Raw genomic sequence first — 20304 nt, 5'->3', positions numbered from 1 at the left:
TGATGCCAGACAAAGCGATCAACAGCGGCAACAGCGCAAGTCGTCTCATTCGATGCGCCCTCACCATCTCGATGCAGCAGATGTGTTGCTGCGTGAGCACGCTAGATGATTTTTTCTCAGACAACTTTAAAGTTCTCACGAGTAACAAGCGCCGAATCGATGCTGCTCCTCTTGGCGCAACTGGTAGCCCCTCCGCTCCAGCCAGGTCCCGCCAGGGTGCCCGACCCGGCTCCGAACGAACGCCCCCTCCAGACCACACCAGACAGCAGCACCGATGATGACGCTGGACTCACCATCAGCCCAGATGCGCTGCCGCAGGGCCAACAGGAAGTCAGCCCACCAGCAAAAAACTCAGGATCACAGAACTCTCCCTTACCTCGAATCAATGGCGACACTCCCTACAGCTCAACTGAACTGAATCAACTGCTGCGGAGGTGCAGTGGGTCGACCAGTGCCAACGACCAGCTCAAACGCTGCGCAGCAAGTCTGAGTGGACGGCTGCAACAAGACGGCTATGTGAATTCGCGGGTGTACATCGAGCCCGAGCCTGCCCCCGGACAACTGACGGTGGTGATGGGGCGACTGGTGGAATTGCACGTCAACAGCGACGATCAACGACTCGCACAAAAAGTGCGCCAGCGTCTCAGCAACTTGGTGGGCCAAACCCTCCACCTGCCCAGCCTGCAACGCCAACTGCGGCAACTGAAGCAACGCTCCGTTGTCAGCAGCGTCTCAGGCAGCCTCGGCAAACTGGGAAGCGACCCCACGCAGGCGGTGCTCACCCTCACCGTCAGCCCCGCCAGCCATCCCTGGCGCGGCGACCTGAGTCTGCGCAACGACGGCAACGCCGGCAGTGGTGAATGGCGCGCACTGGCCGTGCTGCAGAAACCCGAACTCCTCTGGGCAGGAGACGTTCTGCAAATTTACGGCGAACTCAACGCCGATGGTGATCCAGAACTGGGGGCAAGTATTGGCTCTCTCAGCTACACCATCCCTTTGGGCGAGTCCGTCAGCCTTACTGGATCCTTTGGGGCCAGTCGCCGCAACCTCGTCGAAGCACGTCAACCAGCCCACGGACTCAGCTTCCGTCAATACCAAGGTCTGGCACAACTGCAATGGACCTTCGCCGATTCCGGGGATCAAACCTGGTATGCCCTGGCCGGGCTCAGTGCCAACCGCAACGACAGCTACCTCGATGGCCAGTCATTTCCCCTGATCATCGGTGGCGGCCCGGACGGTGACCTGAGCACGGGCTATCTACGCATCGGCCTCGGCCATGCGGGCAGTAATGCCAACCTCGGCTGGTCTGGCCAGATCTATGGACTACAAGGCATCGCCGGCTTCAGTAGCTCAGAAGAGCTGCATGATCTCTCCTTTTACGCCGTCTCCCCAGGTGAATCCCGTGCACTGGGAGGAATCGCCTCCGTTGGCTGGCGGATTGATCCCAGTCTTCAGCTCAATCTGCGCGCCGCTGGCCAAGTGGCCTTCAACGAACTCACCAGTGACATGGGTTTTGCACTCGGCAGTGATGTGGGCCTCAAGGGTTTACCCGGCACCCTGATCAGCGGAGACAATGGCTGGCTGAGCACAGGCGAGCTGAACTGGACCTTCTGGCAGCAGAACGACAACGCCTTGCAGCTGGTGCCCTTCATCGGTATCGGCGGAATCCAAACCAGCCGAGCCGACGTGAGTATCGAGGACACAATCGGTACAGGTGGAATCCTGCTGCGCTGGCTCCATGGCCAGCACTGGTCGGTGGAGCTGGGATGGAACGACCAGTTCCACGCCGACAACAATGCAGGTTTTTGGAACGACTGGCTGCTCGGCAGTGGGGCCTACGGCAAGGTCCGCTACCGCTTCTAAGCCTCAGTTCACAGCAACAGGCCGCGCTTCTCCAAGGGTTTGAGATCGGCCAGGCGTAGCCGTCCGTCCTCCTCACTCACGGTTCCACGGCTTCGCAACTTGCTAAGGGTGCGCGAGGCCGTTTCACGGGCCAGCCCGGCAATCAAAGCGATTTCTAGCTGTGCCATCGGAGGGATCGGGGCCTGAGGGTCGTCTTGATCGGAACTTTTGCGTGCGAGATAAGCCAGCGCATCCAGCAGCCGGGTAGTGGCATCCGCTGTCTGAAGCGCAAAACGCCGGTTGAGATCCCGCAACCTGGATGCTTCAAGCTTTGCCAGAGCAAGGGCAAAGCCCGCCTGCTTGTCGAGCAAGGCTGCAAACGGCGGAACTCTCAACTTCACCAGTCGAAGTGGCGTGAGTGCCACCACATCAGCGGAGCGAGCATCACCATCAAGCGCGGCCATCTCGCCGAACACATCACCGGCACCCAAGAGCGACATCACCACTTCGTCGCCATCGGCGGTGTACGTGCGCACCTTCGCCAAACCATCACAGAGCAAGAAAAGCGACTCGCCCCAGTCCTGTTCCATCACGATCACCTGATCGGCCTGGTGGGACGATTCCCGGTGCCGATCAAGGATCTGATCCAGCTGGTCAGCCTCCAAGCTCTCAAAAAGGGAGATGGCCTGAAGGTCGTCGCGGCTCAACATCATCGTCATGTTCGAATCGACACGATCAGGACCACCCACAGCAGCTTGCAGGCCAGATGAAGGCCCTGATCAAGAGCCAGGGAAAAACGAAATCTCCCCTTGCACCAGTCGATGATCGCGTGCAGCACCATTTCCGCCAGCCCAAGACGAGGCACCCCCGTCAACAGTGCAACCGCCAAACCATGGGTGGCCGCATGGGAGATGAGCCACCAGCGCCAGTTCAGGGTGACATCGCTACCAGCAATCTTTTCGCGAGCCATGCGATCGGTCTGCAGAACAAAGTCGCAGACGAAGTGGGCCATGCCCAAAAGGATTAATAGGTTGAGTGCAGCGATGACGTTCGCCTCAACACCTCGACTTCGATGACGCTAGGTCAGTTCTTGCGGCCTGGATCAACAATGTTGCCCAGCATGGGAATGGGACCGCACACCCAACCATGGGGGGCATTGAGCCACAACTCGACAAGATCCGGGCCAGGCTCAGGGAACTGCTAAGCACGCACCTCAGCCAGCTCCAGCCCGAAACCCACAACCTTGCAACAGGCGACATCGTGATCGAGCAAGGAAAGCCCGCCGAATGGGTGTTTCTTGTGAGCAGTGGTGTGCTGGCGGTGGAGCACATCGAAGCGGGCCAGCCCGCCCGAATGCTCGCTCTGGTTCGAGAGGGCGAAATCCTTGGCGAAATGGGATTATTCGGCGACAACCGTTACAGCGCCCAGGTCCGGGTTGAACAGGGTCCAGCCAGCCTGCTCGCTGCCCGCAGTGACGACCTGCTCCAGGCCTTGCTGTTCGACACTGAATTAGTGCTGGAGATGCTCGCCCTGAGCGGGGCCCGCTGCCGCCAGGCCAATCACAACCAGGCCTTACTGCTGGCTGCGATTCAGGCCCTGAGTGCTAACGACAGTGCCGAACTACAACGCTGCTGCTCCATCCTGAGCGAAAGCTCCTGCAGCCTGGCCAACGCTGCCAAGCAGTTGGAGAGCATCCAACAAAGGACCATGACCCACCAATCCTGACGACAACGCTCTTGGCAGCCTTGCCCCGAACAGAGTTCGTAGCAACAGACCGCGCAGGAACAGAGAGGCGGCGATGGGCTTCCATGCCTCCAGATTCAGCTCAAGGCTTTCTCCAGTTGCTCCCGGGCTGCTTCTAGGGCCCCATCCAAGGCCGCCCCGTCACGACCACCCGCCTGGGCCAGGTTCGGGCGACCGCCGCCGCCGCCGCCGCAGTGCTTGGCAATTGCTCCGATGAACTTGCCAGCCTGCTGCCCTTTGGCGATCACCACCTTGCCGAAGGCAGCCACCAGAATGACCTTGCCAAGATCAGCCGGATCGGGGAGGCCACCGATCACCACCGCAGCACCATCCCCCAACTGATCCGCCAAGCTCTGGGCCGCCCCTTGCAGGCCGGTGCCATCCACCCCATCCAGCCGCTCCACGAGGAGCTGGACATCTCCGACAGTCACCGCTTTCGCAGCTAGAACGGCGGACTTCGCCACCGCAAGCTCTGCCTGAGCAGAGGCGAGCGCTTTACCGGTGGTTTTGAGCTCCTCCTGAAGCGCTATCACCCGCTCAACGATCTCGCCGGGCTGCGCCTTGAACCGATCCCCTAGCTGCTTCACCACCGCATCCCGCTCGTTCAGGTAAGCGAGTACGGCAGCTCCGGCCACTGCTTCAATCCGGCGGATCCCTGCAGCCACACCGCTCTCAGCCACGATCTTGAACAGACCGATTTCTGCGGTATTCGCCACATGGGTGCCGCCGCAGAGCTCCATCGAGACTCCGGGAACATCCACCACGCGAACTACATCGGCGTACTTCTCACCAAACATCGCCACGGCCCCAGCCGCCTTGGCCCGCTCAATGGCCATCTCCTCCACCTGCAACGCATGGGCCTCGCTGATCCAGCCATTGATCAGGGCTTCAATCTGCTCCAGCTCCTCTGGCTTCACTGCCCGAGGACAGTGGAAATCGAAGCGAAGACGCTCAAAATCCACCAGCGAACCGGCTTGACCGATGCCGGGGTCGACGACCTGCTTCAGAGCCGCTTGGAGCAGATGGGTCGCCGTGTGATTCGCCTGAGCAAGGCGACGACAGGCACGATCCACCTGACCATGCACCACGTCACCAATCGCAAGGCTGCCCCTGGCCACCCGTCCGCTATGGACAAACACACTGCGATTGCGACTGACGCCATCGATCTCAACGATCAGGCCATTGCCATCTAGGCCATCGCCCACCAGCACACCGCGATCACCCACTTGACCGCCTCCCTCGCCATAAAAGGGCGTGGTATCGAGCACCAGCTGCACGGCATCACCAGCAGCGGCCTTCTCAGCCGGAGCTCCGTTCACCACCAGCGCCTGCACGCTGCTGCTCTGCTCCAGTAGCTCATAGCCCTGGAACGTCGTGGCCTCCAGCTCGGCGGCCACCTGATCAATGGCGTCCTGCAAGGTGAGGTCGATACTCACCGCGGCGGATTTTGCACGCTGACGCTGCTCCTCCATCGCCGTTTCAAATCCGCCCAGATCAACCTCCAGTCCTTGCTCCTCGGCGATCTCCTGCGTGAGCTCGAGCGGAAAGCCATAGGTGTCATAGAGCTCAAAGGCCTGTGCGCCTGTGATCTGGCTGGGCTTGGCAGCGATCAGCTCCGCCAGCAGCTTCTCGCCTCGCTCCAAGGTTTCAAGGAAACGGGCCTCTTCTCGCTGCAACTCCGCCAGGATCACATCCCTGCGCTCCACGAGCTGGGGATAGGCCTCCTGCATCAGGGCGATCGAGGCGTCCCCCATCGTGGTAAGAAAAGGCTGACCAATGCCGACCAAACGGCCATGGCGCACCACCCGACGGAGCAGTCGCCGCAGGATATAGCCGCGGCCGAGATTACTGGCGGTGACGCCATCACAGATCAACTGCACCACAGAACGGCTGTGGTCACCGATCACCTTCAGAGAGGTTTGCCCCTTCCCATCAAGAGTCTTGTAATCAACCCCAGCTAAATCGGCAGCCGTTTCAATCAGGGGATAAATGAGATCCGTTTCGTAGTTGTTCGGCACGCCCTGAAGGATCTGGGCCATGCGCTCCAGGCCCATGCCAGTGTCGATATTGCGATTCGCCAGCGGCGTGAGCGTTCCCTCAGCGTCGCGGTTGTATTGCATAAACACCAGGTTGTAGAACTCGATGAAACGGTCGTCGTCCTCCAGGTCGATGCCGTCATCACCCAATTCGGGCTTGAAGTCGTAATACATCTCCGAACACGGTCCACAGGGCCCGGTTGGACCAGAAGCCCAGAAGTTGTCGGCTTCATCCATGCGGATGATCCGCTTCGGACTGACACCGACCACATCCCGCCAGATCAGCTCTGCCTCATCGTCTTCACGGAAGACACTCACCACCAGATTGTTCGGATCAAGACCGAAGACACCGGTACTCAGCTCCCACGCCCACTGGATCGCCTGCTCCTTGAAATAATCACCAAAGGAGAAGTTGCCGAGCATCTCGAAAAACGTGTGATGGCGTGCGGTTCGCCCCACGTTTTCAATGTCATTGGTGCGGATGCACTTCTGACTGCTCGTGGCACAAGGGGCAGGTCGCTCCTGCTGGCCGAGAAAAATCGGCTTGAACGGCAGCATGCCCGCAATGGTGAGCAGCACCGTTGGGTCCTCAGGCACCAAAGAGGCACTGGGCATGCGCTTGTGACCCCGCTGCTCGAAGAAATCGAGAAACGCCGCTCGAATCTCGGCACCGCTGCGGGGACGCGCTGCACCAGAGCGCGACGATCGTGCAACAGCCATGGCGAATTCAGGCAGGAAAGTCGGGTCCAGCAGCCATGATCACCCCTGAGCCGCCGCAGACGTTGGCCGCCCCGCTTCCTGACACCACTCCGAGCCCCTCAGACGCGCAGGGTTTGAACCGTGCCGCCCTGCGCTGGCGGTCGATCAGCTGGGCCCTGACCGCAGGCCTAGCAGCAGGACTGATCGGTCTGCCCTTTGGCCTCGAGATGGCTGTGCGATCCAGTGGCTGCGGCCTCTTTTATGGGTTGTTGGCCTTTCATCTTGAACGGGTCGATCCCGAGGACTCCCATCTTCAGGCAGGGCTTGTGGGAGCGATCTGCGGCGTCCGAAGTCTGGGAATGACCCTGCCCTCTCCTTTCGCCGGGGCAGATGCCCTGGCATCATTAGTAGTGGAACTCCTATTGGCGTGGTTGCCGTTGATCGGTAGCGCACTCCTGCTTCACGGAACCCAACGCATGCTGTCCGCGTCGCGGCCATGAGCCTGCTGCACGCCACCTGGCTTCCCGCCATTCGAACCCCCTCCAGCTCTGGGAGGCCTGCACTCCTCGTGTGGGCGGATACCTGGCGTGTGGCCGAGCCAGCAGGCCCAGGCGCAACGCCGGCCATCCATCCCTTCAGCCTCAGCCCCGACGACCTACGGGCCTGGCTGAGCGAACGCGACCTCCTACCCGACGGCATCATTGATGCCACGGCCTGCCTCACCCTGCCGAGCCGAACGGTCAAGCCGCGCAGAAAGCGCGGCGAAGCAGCAGCGTCAGACGACGGCGGTTGGACCGGACTCCCTCTCCAGGCTGGTGAGCCAATCCCCAAGCAAACCGAATGGTGGCCCTGGCAGGTGCAGGGTCTGGCGATTGAACCAGGAGCAGCCACGGCCTGGCTGGCGCGCCTACCCCTCTCGGGTCGACACCCCGACCTCGCCGACGAACTGCGCTGGTGGAGCCACATGCAGCGCTGGGCCCTCAGCCTGATCGCCAGGGGGCGCTGGATTCCCCAGGTCGAATTAAGCAGAGGTGAGGGCTACCCCCACAGGGCGCGTTGGGTGCCCCTGCTCAACCGCGAAGACGACCGCCGCCGCCTGGAGGATCTGGCCGCCCGACTGCCCCTCGTCGCCACCTGTGCCCTGCCCTGGCGAGAACCGACAGGTCGGCGCAGCAACCGCACCACACGCTTAAGACCGGAGGCCATGCGCGCCGCCAACCCGGTGGCCAGCTGCAGGCCCCGCAGTGGTCGCCTACGGGTCGCCACCCTGCTGGAAGACCTGGTGGATGCCCAACTGCGTACAGGATTCACTCCTGACACAGAAGGACTGGATCCCTTACTCAGCGCCTGGCAGGAGGCCCTGGGTTCTGACACGGGCGTGATTCATCTGGACGATGAAGAAGCCGAACGACTCGCCACCGCCAGCCACCATTGGCGTGAAGGCGTGGCCGGCAATGTGGCAGCCGCCAGGGCATGTCTTGAACTCGAAACTCCTGAAGACGGGGAGGACCTTTGGACACTGCGCTTCGCCCTGCAGGCCGAAGCTGATCCCACCCTGAAGCTGCCGGCAGGGGTGGCCTGGGCGGCAGGGCCCCAGGGCCTGCAACTGGGTGAAATTGCGGTGGAGCATCCCGGCGAGTTGCTGCTGGAGGGCATGGGCCGTGCCCTCACCGTGTTCGCGCCGATCGAGCGCGGGCTCGACAGTGCCACCCCCGAGGCCATGCAGCTCACGCCAGCGGAAGCCTTTGTGCTGGTGCGCACCGCTGCCCGCCAATTGCGGGATGTGGGTGTGGGAGTGGAGCTGCCTCCAAGCCTCTCCGGTGGCCTAGCCAGCCGCCTCGGCTTGGCGATCAAAGCCGAACTTCCCGAACGATCCCGAGGCTTCACGCTCGGAGAAACCCTCGATTGGCAGTGGGAGCTGATGATCGGTGGAGTCACCCTGACGCTGCGGGAACTCGAGCGGTTAGCGGGTAAACGCAGCCCCTTGGTGCGGCACAAAGGGGCCTGGATCGAACTGCGTCCCAACGACCTCAAAAATGCCGAACGGTTCTGTGCCGCCAACCCAGAACTCAGCCTCGATGACGCCCTGCGCCTAACGGCTACTGAAGGCGACACACTGATGCGGCTGCCGGTGCATCGCCTTGAAGCCGGCCCACGTTTACAGGCAGTTCTCGAGCAATACCACCAGCAAAAAGCGCCAGACCCGCTCCCGGCTCCGGAAGGATTCTGTGGCCAGCTCAGGCCCTATCAGGAGCGCGGGCTGGGCTGGCTTGCTTTCCTGCACCGCTTCGATCAAGGGGCCTGCCTGGCCGACGACATGGGCCTCGGCAAAACGATCCAACTGCTGGCGTTTCTGCAACACCTCAAAGCCGAACAGGAACTGAAAAGACCGGTGCTGCTTGTCGCCCCCACCTCAGTGCTGACGAACTGGAAACGGGAAGCGGCCGCGTTCACACCAGAACTGATGGTGAAGGAGCACTACGGGCCACGCCGGCCTTCCACCCCAGCTGCCCTCAAGAAATCCTTGAAGGACATTGACATGGTGCTCACCAGCTACGGCCTGCTCCAACGCGATAGCGAGCTGCTGGAAAGCATCGACTGGCAAGGAGTCGTGATTGATGAAGCCCAGGCCATCAAGAATCCCAGTGCGAAGCAGAGCATGGCTGCCAGGGATCTAGGCCGACCCGGCCGCAGCAGCCGTTTCCGCATCGCCCTCACCGGCACCCCGGTGGAAAACCGAGTGAGTGAACTCTGGGCCCTGATGGATTTCCTCAACCCACGGGTGTTGGGGGAGGAAGACTTCTTCCGCCAGCGCTATCGCATGCCGATCGAGCGCTATGGCGACATGTCATCACTGCGCGATCTCAAATCCCGGGTAGGACCCTTCATCCTGCGCCGACTCAAGACCGACAAAGCGATCATTTCCGACCTGCCCGAAAAAGTGGAACTGAGCGAATGGGTGGGGCTCAGCAAGGAGCAGAAGTCGCTTTATGCCAAAACCGTTGAAGACACGCTCGACGCGATCGCACGAGCACCACGCGGGAAGCGTCATGGCCAGGTGCTGGGGCTCCTCACCAAACTGAAGCAGGTCTGCAATCACCCGGCCCTGGCCTTAAAGGAAAAGCAGCCCGACGACGATTTCCTCAAGCGCTCAGCCAAGCTGCAACGCCTGGAAGAGATCCTGGAGGAGGTGATCGAAGCAGGGGATCGGGCCCTGTTGTTTACCCAGTTCGCCGAATGGGGCCATCTGCTCCAGGGCTACCTGCAACGGCGCTGGCGCAGCGATGTTCCCTTCCTGAGCGGCAGTACGAGCAAAAGCGAACGGCAGGCCATGGTGGATCGCTTCCAAGAAGACCCCCGAGGACCGCAACTGTTCCTGCTCTCGCTCAAGGCCGGAGGCGTGGGCCTCAACCTCACCCGGGCCAGTCACGTGTTTCATATCGACCGCTGGTGGAACCCAGCCGTTGAAAATCAGGCCACCGATAGGGCCTACCGCATCGGCCAGACCAACCGGGTGATGGTGCACAAATTCATCACCAGCGGCTCAGTGGAGGAGAAGATAGATCGCATGATCCGCGAGAAATCACGCCTCGCCGAAGACATCATTGGCTCCGGCGAAGACTGGCTCGGCGGCCTGGACATGGGCCAGCTGAAGGAACTCGTAAGCCTTGAGGACTCCTGAACCATGACCATCACACCGTCGAATCACGGCATCAACACCTCCCTTGGCGATGAGGGGCTGGGGCAACAGCCCTGGTGGGTAGAGCAGTGGATGGAGCTGATCAACTCCTACCGCTACAAGAAACGGTTGGAACGTGCCTGGACCTATGCACGCGAAGGCAACGTCACCTCGATTCGCTTCGAGGGCAGACGCGTGCATGCCCGTGTGCAGGGCACTGGTGAAGATCCCTACAAGGTGAAACTCTGGCTGGACGTTCTCAACGACGAAGACTGGCGCTATGTGCTCGAAGCGCTCACCCAAAAAGCGCGATGGTCGGCCCAGCTGCTGGCGGGGATCATGCCAGCCGACATTGAGCGAGCCTTCGCCGCCAGTGGCCGGCGTCTCTTCCCCTTCAAGTTGCAAGAAGTGCGCAGCGAATGCAGCTGTCCAGACAAGGCCAATCCCTGCAAACACATCAGTGCGGTCTATTTCCTGATGGGGGAACGCTTCAGCGAAGACCCATTCGTGCTCTTCCAATTGCGAGGTCGTACCCGCACAAAACTGCTGGAAGACCTGGCTGAATACCGCCGCAAAGCCCTGGAAACCCTGGCCGCAGAAGCGGCAAAGCATGCAGATACACCGTCGGATCCGAGCGAAAGCACCGTCAGCGCAGACAACGAGCAGCCGACACCACCCCACCCTGCGGTGCTCGATCCCACCCTCTGGTGGCGATACGACGCCAGCCTCGATGCCGATTTGGTGGTGATCACTCCGGCGATGGAAGGCGACACCGGTCTCGATGCCGCCGGTGAGCTGCCGCTGGCAGAGGAACCTCGTTTCCCAAACTCCAAACAGCAGTTCCTCAACCATCTGCGCTCACAGGGCCAGGCCCTCGGCCAACAGGCGCTGATCGCCGCCATGACTGCAGGCGGTGGCTGAAGAGCACCCACCCTGGCTCAGCCCAGACAGTCGTGCCTGGGCTGCGCGCATTCGGCGCTCCCACAGCCATGCCTTCAGACGGCCGCTCCTGGCGAATCGGCACAACTGCAGCCCCAACGCCAGGGTGAGCTGCCAAGAGCTGTTTGCTGCACCGTGGCCGGTGCTAGCCCATAACGACAGCAGCGACCCAGCCCTCGTGTATGCCAATGCTGCGGCCCTCAAGCTGTGGCAGAGGCGCTGGGCGCAGATGGTGGGCATGCCCTCGCGGCTCACCGCACCCGAGAAGGAACGCCGCGAACGGGCCCAAGCCCTGGGCAATGCCCGCCAGCAGGATGCCTACCAGGGCTATAGCGGCATCCGCATCGACAGCCAGGGGCACCGCTTTGTGATCAACAATGCCCGTATCTGGACCCTTTGGGATCTGAATGGACAACGCTGCGGTCAAGCCGCAACCTTTGCCTGCTGGCATTGGCTTTAAGCAATAACAACAACAAGCCTGACTGCATTTGTGATTGCAATTTGATGAGCCAATGCCCTGATCAAAAATGAGTTTCGGTTTTCACACCAACCTTGTCGTACCAACCGAACCCTGTCGTCTAGGCCGAACCTGATCGGACGGTTCTCCGACTCCTCAGCTTCATTCAAATTGCGCAGATTGACGTTGCGGGTGACACGAACCACCCCGTTTGTTTCAACCATTGGAGACCATCCATGATCACCCTTCGTCAATCACCTTTCGATCTACTTGAGCGTCTTGAGCAACAGGTCGCCCAGGCCGAACGCGTGCCTGCAGCTGAAGTGCTGGAGCATGCCGACGGTTACACCGTGCGCCTCGAATTGCCCGGTGTCGATCGCAACTCCATCGACGTGAAAGCCACCGATCGCACCCTGGTAATCAGCGCCGAGCGCCACGCCAGCCTGGATCCCGCCATCGAAAACAACCCACAACAACTCTTGAGCGAGTTCCGCCCAGGCAACTGGAGCCGCAGCTTCCGATTCAGCCAGCCACTGGATCGGGACCAACTACGCGCCAGCTACCGCGATGGCATTCTCGAGATTCAGGCCGCCAAAGCCGAGAACCGCACCACCGTGTCGGTCACGGTGGAGAGCTGAACGCCAAACCATGGGAGCAGCAACCGATCTCTCCCAGGTGACAGGAGAACGATCCGGCCCTCCGCTTCGGCGGAGGGTTTTTTGTTTGACACAAAGAAAACCGATTCGTTGGTGATCGATAAGCTTCTGAGCAAGCAACCGTCGCCGCCACTGGCGACCAACGCAGGAGCACGTCATGCAACGTCGGCAGCTGCTCCGGACCAGTGGAAAAGCGCTTGCCGCTGCAGCTGGAGCCGGAGCCTTGAGTGCCTGCACGATCCGTCGTGCCGAACACAACCGCAGCAGCGGCCTGCCGCAGGTGCGCTGGCGCATGGCCACCAGCTGGCCCGTGTCCCTCGACACGATCTATGGAGGCGCAGAAACCATCTGCCAACGGGTGGAGGCGATGAGTGGCGGCGGCTTCCGGATCGAACCCTTTGCAGCCGGCGAGATCGTTCCAGGGCTGGAGGTGCTGGATGCGGTGCAGGCCGGCTCCGTGGAGTGCGGCCACACCGCCAGTTACTACTTCGTGGGCAAGAACCCTGCCTTCGCCTTCGGCACGGCGGTGCCCTTCGGCCTCTCAGCCCAGCAACAGAATGCCTGGCTGTATCAAGGGGGCGGCAACGAAGCGATGGACGCCCTCTTCGCCGATTTCGGGGCCAAGAGCTTTCCGGCCGGCAACACCGGCGGCCAGCTGGGCGGCTGGTTCAAACGACCGGTTGAAGGCCTCGCCTCCCTCAAAGGGTTGAAAATGCGCATCCCTGGCCTGGGGGGCAAGGTGATGGCCCGCCTGGGGGTGAACGTGCAGGTGCTGCCAGGAGGTGAGATTTATCTGGCCCTGGAACGGGGAGCCATTGATGCCGCCGAATTCACCGGCCCCTACGACGACGAGAAGCTGGGCCTGCCCAAAGCAGCGAAGTACTACTACTACCCGGGTTGGTGGGAACCGGGACCCAGCCTCACAGCTCTGGTGAACCGCAAAGCCTGGGCTGATCTTCCCGAGGAATACAAAGCGATGTTCAGCACCGCCTGCTACGAGGCGAATCTGGGCATGCTGAGCAAATATGAGCAGCGCAATAGCGAAGCGCTACTGCGGCTCCGCCGTCAGGGCATCAAGCTCGAGGCGTATAGCGATGACATCCTCAAGGCGGCCCATGAAGCCACTGGTGAAATGTTCGCGGAACTGGCTGCAGACGATCCTGGCTTCCGGGATCTGCTCGAACGCTGGCGTCTGTTCCGGCGCGAAACTCTGAACTGGAACCGGATCAATGAACTGCCGCTGGCACAGTTCAACACCAACTCCGACGAGGTGAGCCCATGAGCGGCCTCTCAGCAGGTTTGGTGCGGTGCTTCGATCGCCTCAATGCCGCGGCCGCTTGGCTGGCGCGATGGGCCGTTCTGCTGATGCTCGCCATTGGCATCTGGAATGTGATTGGCCGCTATGTGGGATCCGCCATCGGCCTCAATCTCAGCTCGAATGGTCTGATCGAGGCCCAGTGGTATCTCTTCGACCTGATCTTTCTGCTGGGCCTTGGCTGGACCCTTCAGAAGGGGGGCCATGTGCGCGTGGATGTGCTGCAAAGCCGCTGGTCAACACGGCGCCGTAACCGCCAGGAACTGAATGGAATCCTGCTGTTGCTCCTGCCCTTCGCCTTTGGGGTGATGGCGATCTCCATCGATCCGGCCCTGCGTTCCTGGAGCATCGGCGAGATGTCTCCTGACCCAGGCGGTCTGCCGCGCACCTGGGTGAAATCCCTTGTGCCCATTGGCTTTCTGCTGCTGGGACTTCAAGGCATTGCCGAAGCGTTGCGCCTGCGTTGGGCTCTGCGGAACCCCAACGCCACCAGCCAGGCGGACGAGACGACCCAAAACGGAGGCACAACGCTGTGATTGAAATCGAAGCCCTCGGCTGGGTGATCAGCTTCGACCCTTCCGCCGTGCTCGCCCCCGGCATGTTCCTGGCGTTGATCGTGGCCCTGTTGAGTGGCTTCCCGGTGGCCTTCTGCCTTGGGGGCATCGGGGTGATCTTCGCCTTGCTGGGGATGCTGAGCGGCGAGATCGAACCTCAGTTCGTCACCGCCCTGCCTCAGCGAATCCTGGGGATCATGGCGAACTTCACGCTGCTCGCCATCCCTGCATTCGTGTTCATGGGCTCCATGCTCGAAAGTTCGGGCATCGCCGAACGGCTGCTGGAAACCATGGGTCGGCTGCTGGGACGGCTACGCGGTGGCCTCGCCCTCGCCGTGGTGCTGGTGGGCTCGTTATTGGCAGCAACCACAGGCGTTGTGGCGGCCACCGTCACAACCATGGGCCTGATCTCCCTTCCCGCCATGCTGCGAGCCGGTTACGACAAAAGCCTCGCCACCGGTGTGATCGTGGCCTCCGGCACCCTCGGTCAGATCATCCCGCCCAGCATCGTGTTGGTGGTGCTCGGAGACCAACTGGGAATCTCCGTTGGCGATCTGTTCATCGGCGCTCTGCTGCCCGGTCTACTGATGGCGGCTGTCTTTGCCATCTATGTCTTGGTCATCAGTGCCCTGAAACCGGAACTGGCACCCCAACTGCCCCCCAACACCGCCGGGCCTAGCCATCCGCTTCAACTGATTCAGTCGGTGTTTCCTCCGATTGCCCTGATCTTCGCCGTCCTGGGCAGCATCTTCTTTGGCATCGCCACCCCCACCGAAGCGGGAGTGATCGGCGCCGTTGGCGCCATGCTGCTGGCCGCCCTCAATGGCGGCTTCAGCCGACAGCAACTCTCCAATGTCTGTGAGAGCACCATGCGCACCACCGCCATGGTGATGGCGATCCTGATGGGCTCCACCGCGTTCAGCCTGGTGTTTCGTGGCGTCGGCGGCGATCAACTCATTTCCGATCTGCTGCTCAACCTCCCTGGCGGCCGGGTGGGCTTTCTGGTGTTCAGCATGTTGATCATCTTTCTGCTCGGCTTCTTCATCGATTTCTTCGAGATCGCCTTCATCGCCGTACCGCTCCTGCTGCCAGCAGCCCGGCAGCTGCTGGGCCCGGAGGCCCTGGTGTGGTTTGGCGTCATGATCGGCGCCAACCTGCAAACCTCCTTCCTCACACCTCCATTCGGCTTCGCCTTGTTCTATCTGCGCGGTGTGGCACCCGAAGGTGTGAGCACACGCGACATTTACCGTGGGGCGCTTCCCTTCGTTGGCCTGCAGGTGGCCGTACTGGCGTTGATCATCGCCGTGCCGGGCCTGGTCGACTGGCTACCCCGTCTTGCCGCTGCTCTGACACCAGCGCCGCTCACCTAAGCAGCTCCGTAGAGTTCGATCAGAACAGGATTCGACCATGGTGACGGCAAGCCTCAGCAGTCCAGACCCTTCTGCTGTGGCTCCACGACTGTCTCTGCAATGCGAAGCGATCGCAACCGACACCAGCACGATCCGATCGCTCGACTGGGAACGCAGTCGCTTCGACATCGAATTCGGGCTGCGCAACGGCACCACCTACAACAGCTTTCTGGTGCGCGGTGAACGCACCGCCCTAATCGACACCAGCCACGCCAAATTTCGCGACACCTGGATTCCCCTCCTCCAAGAGCAGATCGATCCCAAGGCCATTGATGTCCTGATCGTGAGCCACACCGAACCGGACCACTCCGGCCTGATCGGGGATCTGATCGACCTCAATCCCGACATCGAGATTGTCGGTTCAAAGGTGGCGCTCCAGTTCCTCAACGATCAGGTGCATAGGCCCTTCAGCTCCCGAGCGGTGAAGAGTGGCGAGACGCTTGATCTAGGCACGAATGCCGACAGTGGCATTCACCACTGCATCGAGTTCCTCAGTGCCCCGAATCTGCACTGGCCAGACACGATCTTCTCGTTCGACCACGGCACTGGAATCCTCTACACCTGTGACGCCTTCGGCCTGCATTACTGCTCCGACGACGTCTTCGATCGTGATCCCGGCGCCATCGCCCCAGACTTTCGCTTCTATTACGACTGCCTGATGGGCCCAAATGCCCGCAGCGTGCTGCAGGCACTGAAGCGGATGGATGGTCTACCTGAGATCAACACCATTGCCGTCGGTCACGGACCGCTGCTGCGTCATCACCTCAGCCACTGGGTGAGCGACTACCGCGAGTGGAGCGGCCAGCGCAGCAAGGGGGAGAGCTATGCGGCGGTTTGTTATCTCAGCCAATACGGCTTTTCAGACCGGATCAGTCAGGCGATTGCCCATGGCATCGGCAAGGCAGACGCCCAGGTTCAGCTCGTGGATCTACGGGCCACTGATCCGCAGGAATTAACAGCACTGATCGGCGATGCCAAAGCCGTCGTGGCACCCACCTGGCCGGCGCAACCCGATAGCGAGCTGCAAGCATCGATCGGCACTCTTCTGGCCGCCCTTCATCCCAAGCAACTGGTGGGGGTCTATGACGCCTTCGGCGGTAACGATGAACCGATCGATGCGGTCGCCGACCAGCTGCGCAGTCAGGGCCAGAAGCAAGCGTTTGCGCCCCTACGGATTCGCCAGCTGCCCCAAGGCAATGACTACCAGCGGTGCGAGGAATCGGGAACCGACCTCGGCCAACTACTAACCAAGGCCAAAACGATCGCAGCGATGAAAAGCCTGGATGGCGAGCTCGACAAGGCCCTCGGCCGCATCAGTGGTGGGCTGTACGTCGTCACTGCCAGCCAAGGTGAAGGTGAATCCCGCCGGCGAAGCGCCATGGTCGCCAGTTGGGTGAGCCAGGCCAGCTTCAAGCCACCGGGGCTCACGGTTGCCGTCGCCAAAGACCGAGCCATCGAAGCCCTGATGCAAGTGGGAGACCGCTTCGTGCTCAATGTGCTGCGTCAGGACAACCACCAGCAACTGCTGCGTCATTTCCTCAAACGCTTTCCGCCCGGCGCCGATCGCTTCGCAGGCGTGAACGTGCTGGACAACGCCGCGGATGGCGGGCCGGTGCTCAGTGATGCCCTGGCCTACCTGGGTTGCCGCGTGGAACAGCGCATGGAAGGTCCCGATCACTGGATCATCTATGCCGTGGTGGAGCAGGGCAATGTGTCCGACAGTGACGCCAGCACGGCCGTGCACCACCGCAAAGTCAGCAATCACTACTAAGAGCCATGCAGCATTGGCCTCAAGCAGCGCCAGTCCTCCGAGCATCCGACGGGATCTGAAACAGCTTTGAGCACACCAGAGGCGTTTTCCCCTGAAGCCGAGCTGTTTCTCGACAGCTGTGAGAGCCCACACACGCTCGCTCGGGCCCTCGATGGGCGCGAATCAAAGCGGCTTGGCCTGCTGCTGAAAGCCAATCAGCGCATCATCCGCAGCAACAAAATCAGAGCGCTGGCCGTGTATTGCATCGGACTCACGCTCGGTGCCCTCTCGGGCAAGAGCATGGCGCTCGTCTATCTCTGCCTGTTCCTGATCGTCATCCTCATGCTGCTCAGCAGACGCAAAAAGGACAGAGCCATCAACCAGGCGATCAAGTCACGGATCAGCACCCTCCGCAAGCTCGGACTGATCAATGTCTCCCTCTCCCAGCACCACGACAAGGAGATCGAACAGATGGAATCAGCTCTGGGCCTCAGACCATTGCCAGCACATGAACGAGGATCGTGAACGATGACGGCAGCAACGATGGAGAACCGGGCCTCAGACCAATGTCAGGTGCTCAACCTACCGATCACGAATGGACTGATCAGCCTGCGTGCGCTGAGCCCCCAGCGTCTACGTTTCGAGCTGGAATACGCCCTGGAGCGGGGGAGCACCGCCAATAGTTTCCTGTTCGACGCCGGTGTCGACAACCACGGCACGGAACAGCCCGCGGTACTGGTGCACCCACCAGGTGGGGCCTATGCCGATGTGTTCCTACCTGCCCTGGCCGAAGCACTGCCTAAGGATTGCGACACGCTGCAGGTGGTGGTTGGTCACGTCAACCCCAACCGGGTTGCCCTGCTGCGTGCCCTGGCCTACACCTATACCCAGCTGACCCTGATCTGCTCCAACCCGGGGGCCAAATTGCTGCAAGAGCTTTGGCAGCAACGGAAACCGCTCTCGCCAGGAGAACCAGACAACAGGCCGCCTCTGCCGTCTCTACCGAAGCTGCAGGTCGTCCGTCAGGAGCAGCGCATTCCGCTCAGCCACGGCCACAGCCTCCAGCTACTGCCAGCCCCCACCCCACGCTGGCCAGGTGGCCTGCTCGCCTTTGAAGAGAGCGAAGGCCTGCTCATGAGCGACAAGCTCTTGTCAGCCCATGTGTGCACCTCGGAGTGGGCAGAGAGCAGCCGCAACGCCACCGAAGAAGAGCGACGGCACTTCTACGACTCTCTGATGGCACCGATGGCCACCCAAGTGGACGCGGTGATCGAACGGCTTGAGGAGCTCGACATCCGCACGATCGCGCCAGGCCATGGTCCCGCCATTGAAGACAGCTGGCGCAGTTTGCTCAGCGACTACCGACGTTGGGGTGAAAGCCAGCAGAAGGCTGCCCTGAATGTGGCCCTGCTGTTCGCCAGTGCTTACGGCAACACCGCTGCGATTGCCGATGCTCTGGCCCGTGGCGTCAGCCGCACCGGTGTTCGTGTAACCAGCCTCAACTGCGAATTCACTCCTGCTGATGAGCTGGTGGCCACCATCCGTTCTGCAGATGCCATTCTGATCGGCTCGCCGACGCTGGGAGGGCACGCCCCAACGCCCATCGTTTCGGCGCTGGGGACGGTGCTGGCGGAAGGGGATCGCAGCAAACCCGTAGGGGTGTTCGGCAGCTTCGGCTGGAGCGGTGAAGCCCTCGATCTGCTGGAGAGCAAGCTGCGCGATGGCGGCTTCAGTTTCGGCTTCGAACCGATCCGAATCAAATTCAGCCCCGATGCCGCCACGGTGCACACCCTGGAAGAAACCGGCACCCGTTTCGCCCGTGGCCTGCAGCAGGAGCAACGCAAACAACAACGCCGCAGCGCCGGTGGCCTGAGCGAAAGCCGCAGTGATCCCGCCGTGCTTGCCCTGGGCCGGGTGGTCGGCTCACTCTGCGTGCTCACGGCCAGAAAAGGTCAGGAAAACACAGCCCTAACGGGAGCCATGGTGGCCAGCTGGGTGAGCCAGGCCAGCTTCACACCACCTGGAATCACCGTGGCTGTCGCCAAGGACCGTGCTGTGGAAGCCCTGCTGCACAAGGGGGATCGCTTTGCCCTCAACGTGCTGGCAGAGGGTCGCGAAACCAGCACGATGAAACAGTTCCTGCAGCCCTTTGCCCCAGGGGCCGATCGCTTCGCAGGCCTGGAACTCTCCAGCAGTCCTCATGACCAACCACTCCTGCCCGAAGCCCTTGCCTGGCTTGATGGCGAAGTGAAACAGCGTATGGAATGTGGTGACCATTGGCTGATCTACGCCGAGGTGAGCCACGGCGGCCTGCTCGACAGCGAGGCGACGACGGCGGTGCACCAGCGCCGCAGCGGTGCCAACTACTGAGACATCAAGACGCGGAGCGCCCCGAGAGGGGCTAACTCATAGTCGTTATGACTTAGAGCTACGATGAGGGCATCGACTCCCACCCTCTCTCCATGGACCTCTCCAAACCCACGACCCACGCCAACCTCGAAGCCGCCTTCGGGGGCGAGAGCATGGCCAACCGCAAATACCTCTTCTTTGCGGATGTGGCCAAGAAGCTTGGGCACAACGAACTGGCCAAACTCTTTCGCGACACCGCCGCCCAGGAAACCGAACACGCCTTCGCCCACTTCCGCCTGCTCCACCCCGAGCTGGTGGTGAATGATCCCGCCACGCTCAGCGACGCCGACAAGCAGGCCCTACTCAGCCGCTGCCTGGAGTTGGCGATCGAGGGTGAAACCTATGAATTCACCACCATGTATCCAGAGTTCGCCGCCCAGGCTCGCAGCGATCGGGATGGTGGCGCCGCAGCGGAATTCAACGAGCAGATCGATGAATCCAAGGAGCACGCCGGCATCTTCCACACCGCCGCCAAAAATTTCGGCCTACTGACTCCGATCGAGCAGCACCACGCCGAGCGCTATGGGGTAGCCCTACAGGCATTTCAAGGCAAAGGAACTGCAGGCGAAGCCTCCGAGCCAGTGCCAGGCCAATGGATCTGCAAGCTGTGCTCGATGATTTACGACCCCGCCGTAGGCGACCCCGATTCCGGCATCGCAGCTGGTACTCCCTTCGAAGCCATTCCTGACGACTGGCAGTGCCCGATCTGCGGCGCCCGCAAAGCCAGCTTTGTGCCCTACCGGGAAGCAGAGCTGAAAACAAACTGAACAAGGGCTAGGGCGTTCAGACTTCAGACCTGCGCGCCCTGCCTTGAAG

The 20304-nt window shown here is 61.5% G+C and carries 17 protein-coding genes; 14 read left to right on the top strand and 3 right to left on the bottom strand.

What is annotated here, in order from left to right; translation table 11 throughout:
* Nucleotides 1-159: 159 nt before the first annotated feature.
* Nucleotides 160-1863 carry a ShlB/FhaC/HecB family hemolysin secretion/activation protein gene (locus tag DXY10_RS12720; RefSeq protein WP_115019817.1) on the top strand — a complete coding sequence of 568 codons (1704 nt, stop codon included), beginning with the start codon at nucleotides 160-162 and terminating at the stop codon, nucleotides 1861-1863.
* Nucleotides 1864-1871: 8 nt separating this feature from the next.
* On the opposite strand, the gene DXY10_RS12715 is transcribed toward DXY10_RS12720, so the two are convergent.
* Both DXY10_RS12715 and DXY10_RS12710 read right to left on the bottom strand, forming a co-directional pair.
* Nucleotides 1872-2552 (bottom strand): Crp/Fnr family transcriptional regulator, encoded by a 681-nt coding sequence (locus tag DXY10_RS12715; RefSeq protein ID WP_115019828.1) that lies wholly within the window; start codon nucleotides 2550-2552, stop codon nucleotides 1872-1874.
* A 5-nt stretch (nucleotides 2553-2557) separates the two neighbouring features.
* Nucleotides 2558-2866 carry a DUF3307 domain-containing protein gene (locus tag DXY10_RS12710; RefSeq protein ID WP_371411161.1) on the bottom strand — a complete coding sequence of 103 codons (309 nt, stop codon included), beginning with the start codon at nucleotides 2864-2866 and terminating at the stop codon, nucleotides 2558-2560.
* A gap of 122 nt (nucleotides 2867-2988) precedes the next feature.
* Between DXY10_RS12710 and DXY10_RS12705 the strand changes: the two genes are divergently transcribed.
* Complete coding sequence (locus tag DXY10_RS12705; RefSeq protein WP_115019815.1) at nucleotides 2989-3567, top strand: cyclic nucleotide-binding domain-containing protein; 579 nt, start codon at nucleotides 2989-2991, stop codon at nucleotides 3565-3567.
* Between the two features lie 95 nt (nucleotides 3568-3662).
* Here the strand turns inward: DXY10_RS12705 and alaS are convergent, their stop codons facing one another.
* Entirely contained in the window at nucleotides 3663-6341 is a 2679-nt protein-coding gene (gene alaS / locus DXY10_RS12700) for an alanine--tRNA ligase (RefSeq protein ID WP_115019814.1), read from the bottom strand.
* Nucleotides 6342-6376: 35 nt separating this feature from the next.
* Here alaS and DXY10_RS12695 point away from each other — a divergent pair, with 35 nt between their 5' ends.
* The 12 genes from DXY10_RS12695 to DXY10_RS15085 all read left to right on the top strand — a co-directional run bounded on the left by DXY10_RS12695 (nucleotide 6377) and on the right by DXY10_RS15085 (nucleotide 20255).
* A complete protein-coding gene (locus DXY10_RS12695; protein ID WP_115019813.1) occupies nucleotides 6377-6820 on the top strand; it encodes a hypothetical protein in 444 nt (147 codons plus the stop codon).
* Nucleotides 6817-10002, top strand: a complete 3186-nt coding sequence (locus tag DXY10_RS12690) for a DEAD/DEAH box helicase (protein WP_115019812.1) — start codon at nucleotides 6817-6819, stop codon at nucleotides 10000-10002. Before DXY10_RS12695 ends, DXY10_RS12690 begins: the two co-directional genes overlap by 4 nt.
* 3 nt (nucleotides 10003-10005) lie before the next feature.
* A complete protein-coding gene (locus tag DXY10_RS12685) occupies nucleotides 10006-10920 on the top strand; it encodes an SWIM zinc finger family protein (RefSeq protein WP_115019811.1) in 915 nt (304 codons plus the stop codon).
* Complete coding sequence (locus DXY10_RS12680; RefSeq protein ID WP_115019810.1) at nucleotides 10913-11398, top strand: MEKHLA domain-containing protein; 486 nt, start codon at nucleotides 10913-10915, stop codon at nucleotides 11396-11398. The genes DXY10_RS12685 and DXY10_RS12680 overlap by 8 nt, the downstream gene beginning before the upstream one ends.
* A gap of 233 nt (nucleotides 11399-11631) precedes the next feature.
* Nucleotides 11632-12033, top strand: a complete 402-nt coding sequence (locus DXY10_RS12670; RefSeq protein ID WP_115019808.1) for an Hsp20/alpha crystallin family protein — start codon at nucleotides 11632-11634, stop codon at nucleotides 12031-12033.
* Between the two features lie 175 nt (nucleotides 12034-12208).
* On the top strand, nucleotides 12209-13333 hold the full coding sequence (locus DXY10_RS12665; RefSeq protein ID WP_115019807.1) for a TRAP transporter substrate-binding protein: 1125 nt from the start codon (nucleotides 12209-12211) through the stop codon (nucleotides 13331-13333).
* Nucleotides 13330-13902, top strand: coding sequence for a TRAP transporter small permease subunit (locus tag DXY10_RS12660; RefSeq protein ID WP_115019806.1), 573 nt, complete (start codon nucleotides 13330-13332; stop codon nucleotides 13900-13902). The genes DXY10_RS12665 and DXY10_RS12660 overlap by 4 nt, the downstream gene beginning before the upstream one ends.
* Nucleotides 13899-15290, top strand: a complete 1392-nt coding sequence (locus DXY10_RS12655) for a TRAP transporter large permease subunit (RefSeq protein ID WP_115019805.1) — start codon at nucleotides 13899-13901, stop codon at nucleotides 15288-15290. The genes DXY10_RS12660 and DXY10_RS12655 overlap by 4 nt, the downstream gene beginning before the upstream one ends.
* 37 nt (nucleotides 15291-15327) lie before the next feature.
* Complete coding sequence (locus DXY10_RS12650; protein WP_115019804.1) at nucleotides 15328-17100, top strand: diflavin flavoprotein; 1773 nt, start codon at nucleotides 15328-15330, stop codon at nucleotides 17098-17100.
* 66 nt (nucleotides 17101-17166) lie between these two features.
* Entirely contained in the window at nucleotides 17167-17604 is a 438-nt protein-coding gene (locus tag DXY10_RS12645) for a hypothetical protein (RefSeq protein WP_115019803.1), read from the top strand.
* 3 nt (nucleotides 17605-17607) lie between these two features.
* Nucleotides 17608-19449: a diflavin flavoprotein gene (locus DXY10_RS12640; RefSeq protein ID WP_244282305.1), complete on the top strand. Its 1842-nt coding sequence runs from the start codon at nucleotides 17608-17610 to the stop codon at nucleotides 19447-19449.
* Between the two features lie 92 nt (nucleotides 19450-19541).
* Nucleotides 19542-20255, top strand: coding sequence for a rubrerythrin family protein (locus DXY10_RS15085; RefSeq protein ID WP_115019802.1), 714 nt, complete (start codon nucleotides 19542-19544; stop codon nucleotides 20253-20255).
* Nucleotides 20256-20304: the final 49 nt, after the last annotated feature.

The organism is Synechococcus sp. UW140 (genome assembly GCF_900474295.1).
Lineage (GTDB): Bacteria > Cyanobacteriota > Cyanobacteriia > PCC-6307 > Cyanobiaceae > Synechococcus_C.
This window is presented reverse-complemented; position numbering and strand designations above follow the sequence as displayed.